This window comes from Lyngbya sp. CCY1209 (assembly GCF_055795065.1).
The window spans coordinates 1-4,165 of the sequence record NZ_JAYFER010000136.1 but is presented as its reverse complement, the minus strand read 5'-3'; the positions used below and the strand labels follow the sequence as shown (position 1 = coordinate 4,165).

Here is a 4,165-nt window from a genome sequence, read left to right as displayed (position 1 = left end):
GGGATAATGGGGGATCTTCAATCCTCGGGAAAAGCGAAGAATCCCCCCCAGCCCCCCTTGGTAAGGGGGGAGAATTGGTCTCGAAGCCCCCGTATCAATAAAAGCGAAGCATCCTTTGGCTTTCCCCTTACTAAAGGGGAATCTAAGGGAACCTTCAATCCTGACCCCATTCCGTGTGGAAGAACTCGCCGCGCGGCTTGTCGGTGCGCTCGTAAGTGTGCGCCCCGAAGAAATCTCGCTGGGCTTGGGTGAGATTTTGCGGCAAATTCGGGCGGCGGTAGCTGTCGAAATAATCCAGGGACGCGCTGAACGCCGGAACCGGAATTCCCAGAGTATTCGCCGTCACCAACACTTCCCGCCAAGCCTCTTGGCGGTCTAAAATGGTCTGCTTGAATTCCGGCGCCAGCAACAGATTGGGCAGTGTCGGATTTTCGTCGTAGGCGTGTTTGATTTTGTTCAAGAATCCCGCCCGGATGATGCAGCCGCCCTTCCAAATCCGGGCAATTTCTCCCAGATTGAGATGGTAATTAAACTCCTGGGAAGCCTTTCCCATTAAAGCCATTCCTTGGGCGTAGGAACAGATTTTAGAACAGTACAGGGCATCCCGAATTTTGTTGACGAACGCCTTCGCGTCGCCGTCAAATTTTGCCGTCGGTCCCGGCAATTCCTGCGATGCCGCAACTCGCTCGTCCTTGAAAGACGAGATAATTCGGCCGTTGACTGCGGCGGTGATCGTCGGGATACAAACGCCCATTTCCAGGGCGCTTACCACCGTCCAGCGTCCGGTTCCCTTCTGTCCGGCCGAATCTAGAATCAGGTCGATTAGCGGTTTGCCCGTTTCCGGGTCTTTCTGCTTGAAAATATCCGCCGTAATTTCAATCAGAAATGAATTGAGTTCGTCGGTGGTGTTCCACTCGGCGAAGACTTCGTGAAGTTGCTGGTCGTTGAAGCCCAGGACATTTCTGAGTAAGTCGTAGGCCTCGGCGATCAGTTGCATATCGCCGTATTCGATGCCGTTGTGAACCATTTTGACGTAGTGACCCGCACCGCCGGGGCCGATGTAGGTGACACAGGGGCCGTCATCCACTTGAGCCGCAATTTTCGTGAGGATGGCTTCGAGTTCCTTGTAGGAAGCCTCCGTTCCTCCCGGCATCAGGCTCGGCCCCCACAGTGCCCCCTCTTCGCCGCCGCTGACGCCCATTCCCATGAACCCCAGACCGGTGGCTTCGAGTTCGCGGGTGCGGCGTTCGGTGTCTTCGTAGAGGGAGTTACCCCCGTCGATGATCATGTCATCCTTGTCCAACAGGGGTTTGAGCTGGTCGATTACCGCGTCAACGGGTTTGCCAGCCTTCACCATGACCAAGATGCGGCGGGGACGTTCGAGGGATTGGACGAATTCCTCCAGGGTGTAGGCGGGTTTGACGTTTTTATCGATCGCCCGCTTTTGCATGAATTCGTCCGTTTTGGAGCTGGTGCGATTGTAGACGGCGACGGGGAAACCGTTGCGCTCGACGTTGAGGGCCAGGTTTTCGCCCATGACGGCCAGACCAATTACACCAAATTTCTGCTGTGACATAGACTTCCGTTTAACTCTAATGTTGATCCAAGGGGAATTGGCTCATCGTCTCTACACTGTATCGTTGATTTTTGGTTTGAGATTATTCCGATCGCCTTTTTTTTAAAATTTTCCGAAAAATTACCCCGGTGGGGGGAAATCGCTGGGACATAGGTGACGGTTTGACCCCGCGATCGCTTCCCCAGTCGCCGCCGAAATGGACTTCGATCGCCGGGGGTTTATCTGGGAATTTGAGAACTGACATCGGGAAGTTTGAGATGGGCGAAACATATTTAATTTCACCAGTTTAAAGGGTGGCAACCCCTCCCACATCGTCCGAAAGTGATAAGTTGGAAATGGGGCGATCGGACTCGAGGCTTTCATGAATGTGAAATAGAATAACGCGATCGCATCCGAGGGAAACTTGCTCCAATGCAACAGGAACGCGATCGCGCCTTGGAAAAGTTGCGGGAAATCGGCATCGACCCCGACGAACTATCAGAAAGCTGACACTAAAGCACCGAGAGTATGTGCAGCAAGCCGAGGGTACGAAGGAGGTTGACCATCGGAAATCCCCCGCCGATGTGGAAAGGTTCTACCGCCCTATTGAAGGGGGACTAGCAAAAGAGTGAAGATTCTACAAAATCGATGCCAGTTCCGGAATGCTATAGTAGAATTGAGAAGGTCATTCGGTATCACTAAGCTCACAGGCAACAATGGAAGAATTAAAGTATCTCGCCACCTGGGTTCGGGAACAACACGCCCCCGAGTACATTTTGACTTGGTTGCTCAACCAGCCGGGGATCTGGTGGTCGAATGGGGACATTTACCAGGCGGCCGTCCAGAAGTCGGGAGCCCGACTCAAGGAATACGTCAAAAACAGCAAACAAGGTGGATTGTTTCAGGGGATCGCAGATAAAATAACGAACGAGGAGGCTTGGGACGCGATCGCGGTCAGTCTCGCCCACATCATCTCCGCCTACCAGGAAGAACTGGTCAAATTGCAGGAACAGAACCGCATTGATGTGAACAAACGGGTGGAAACGTTGTCCGAGGAAAGTGACGATGTTTGGAATTCCAATTTTCAGGAACCCTTACCTGATCACAATGCGGATGCCTTGACGGGTTTGTAATCCCGCCCTCCCCTTTAAATCGACACCGATTTTTCGCCGTCAGGGTGGTCTATTTGAGATGATTTGGAGTCACAAACTCGGCAGTTTAACCGTCAGTTGCTCTTTTTTTAATTGGGAATTTCATTGATTTTCGTCGGTCATCCCATCTCCGTCTTTCTGGACGAGCAAATAAATGGGAGCGTGGGTGACAATAAAATCGGTCATGACGTCCCGTTCCTCCACCGTCGGCGTGGCCAAACAACCTGCCGTTCCCGTTTGATCCGTATTGGCAAATGCAGACGGATCGTAGTGAATCCCAAACCCTCCCCGATACGTTTCAAACGTCGGCGTCACCGCCGACCACACCCCGCCAAACTCTCCCGGAGCCGCCTCGACCGCTCCGGGGATGTCAAATTTATACAAGCCGAAGGGAATGGGAGTCTGAGATCCCGGATATTCTGACGGGACTTGCTGGCCGATGCGTCCGGAGACGCAGCGGACGGTATCGACGACCCAACCCCCCGCGTCGATCAATTCTGTGCGATACACCTTCAATCCCCCCGCGATCGCCTCTTCGGTCTGGGTGGCGACCACCTTCGCCCCCGGAATGGCGTCGCCCTCGGTTTCCGGGGTGTAGACGCTCAAAAATTCCCGGGCCACCCAGCGATCGCCCCCGATGGGAACCCAGGTGAACCCGCCGGCCTCGACGGGGGCACCGACCACCTCGACGAGGGTGCCGTTGTCCAGGACATCGACGATCACGCCGTCGGGTGTGGCCCGCACGTTGAGAGTGTCGCCGTTGGTGCTGACAATCGCCTTTTGGTTCATCAAATCATCTCCTGTCGGTCAAACGGGAGGCGATCGCAACTCAAAAAGAAGCGATCGCCCCCGGTTTTAGCTCGGGGTCCGTTGCAGTTCCGGTCTCTCTTCCGCAACGATCGCCCCCTCTACCGGACAAACTTGCAGGCAAATGCCGCAGTCGATGCAGGTGTCAAAATCGATCCAATACCAATCGGTTCCCTGTTGATTCTTACCCGGACCGGGATGGATGCAGGCGACCGGACAGGCTCCGACGCAATCGGCCACACCTTCGCAAGTTTCGGTAACAATCGTATGGGCCACAGTAGATTCTCCCTCTCGGACGAGCTTCCAACATTCGGACTTGACTCCGATACCATTGTGACACCCTCCCGGGGCGGCAGGACCCCGTTTTCCTCAATTCCAGGCTATCAGGGGATTTGAGCGGATCGCGATCGCCGATTCACAAAAAAATTGAAAAAAAACTTGACACAATCCCGGGAGGTGCTGATAAGATAGGAACTTGTGAGACGACGTTGGGGCGTCGCCAAGCGGTAAGGCAGCGGGTTTTGGTCCCGCCATTCGGAGGTTCGAATCCTTCCGCCCCAGTTGAAATCAATTCTTTTACGAGAAAAGGACGAGAGCTTGAAAGCCGTGTCTTTTTAAAGCACGGATGAAAAGCGAACGGCGACTTCAGTCG

Annotated in this window: 5 protein-coding genes and 1 tRNA gene; 2 read left to right on the top strand and 4 right to left on the bottom strand. The window is 54.1% G+C overall.

Features of this window, described 5'->3' with window-relative positions:
• Window positions 1–154: 154 nt before the first annotated feature.
• The gene (gene gnd / locus AC0QHF_RS01390; RefSeq protein ID WP_324702394.1) at window positions 155–1,576 is read right to left on the bottom strand and encodes a decarboxylating NADP(+)-dependent phosphogluconate dehydrogenase; all 1,422 of its coding nucleotides are present in this window, start codon (window positions 1,574–1,576) and stop codon (window positions 155–157) included.
• Between the two features lie 82 nt (window positions 1,577–1,658).
• Complete coding sequence (locus AC0QHF_RS01385; RefSeq protein WP_324702393.1) at window positions 1,659–1,820, bottom strand: hypothetical protein; 162 nt, start codon at window positions 1,818–1,820, stop codon at window positions 1,659–1,661.
• A 451-nt stretch (window positions 1,821–2,271) separates the two neighbouring features.
• Between AC0QHF_RS01385 and AC0QHF_RS01380 the strand changes: the two genes are divergently transcribed.
• Window positions 2,272–2,688: a hypothetical protein gene (locus AC0QHF_RS01380; protein ID WP_324702392.1), complete on the top strand. Its 417-nt coding sequence runs from the start codon at window positions 2,272–2,274 to the stop codon at window positions 2,686–2,688.
• A 120-nt stretch (window positions 2,689–2,808) separates the two neighbouring features.
• On the opposite strand, the gene AC0QHF_RS01375 is transcribed toward AC0QHF_RS01380, so the two are convergent.
• Both AC0QHF_RS01375 and AC0QHF_RS01370 read right to left on the bottom strand, forming a co-directional pair.
• The gene (locus AC0QHF_RS01375) at window positions 2,809–3,495 is read right to left on the bottom strand and encodes an SH3 domain-containing protein (protein WP_324702391.1); all 687 of its coding nucleotides are present in this window, start codon (window positions 3,493–3,495) and stop codon (window positions 2,809–2,811) included.
• Between the two features lie 66 nt (window positions 3,496–3,561).
• On the bottom strand, window positions 3,562–3,789 hold the full coding sequence (locus AC0QHF_RS01370; RefSeq protein ID WP_324702390.1) for an indolepyruvate ferredoxin oxidoreductase subunit alpha: 228 nt from the start codon (window positions 3,787–3,789) through the stop codon (window positions 3,562–3,564).
• Between the two features lie 213 nt (window positions 3,790–4,002).
• Here AC0QHF_RS01370 and AC0QHF_RS01365 point away from each other — a divergent pair.
• Window positions 4,003–4,074 (top strand) — tRNA-Gln (locus AC0QHF_RS01365).
• Window positions 4,075–4,165 lie beyond the last annotated feature (91 nt).

Bases quoted from the DNA above. Each gene is read 5' to 3' on its own strand.
- AC0QHF_RS01375 (WP_324702391.1), bottom strand. From the start codon at position 3,495: ATGAACCAAAAGGCGATTGTCAGCACCAACGGCGACACTCTCAACGTG.
- AC0QHF_RS01385 (WP_324702393.1), bottom strand. From the start codon at position 1,820: ATGTCAGTTCTCAAATTCCCAGATAAACCCCCGGCGATCGAAGTCCAT.
- AC0QHF_RS01380 (WP_324702392.1), top strand. From the start codon at position 2,272: ATGGAAGAATTAAAGTATCTCGCCACCTGGGTTCGGGAACAACACGCC.
- gnd (WP_324702394.1), bottom strand. From the start codon at position 1,576: ATGTCACAGCAGAAATTTGGTGTAATTGGTCTGGCCGTCATGGGCGAA.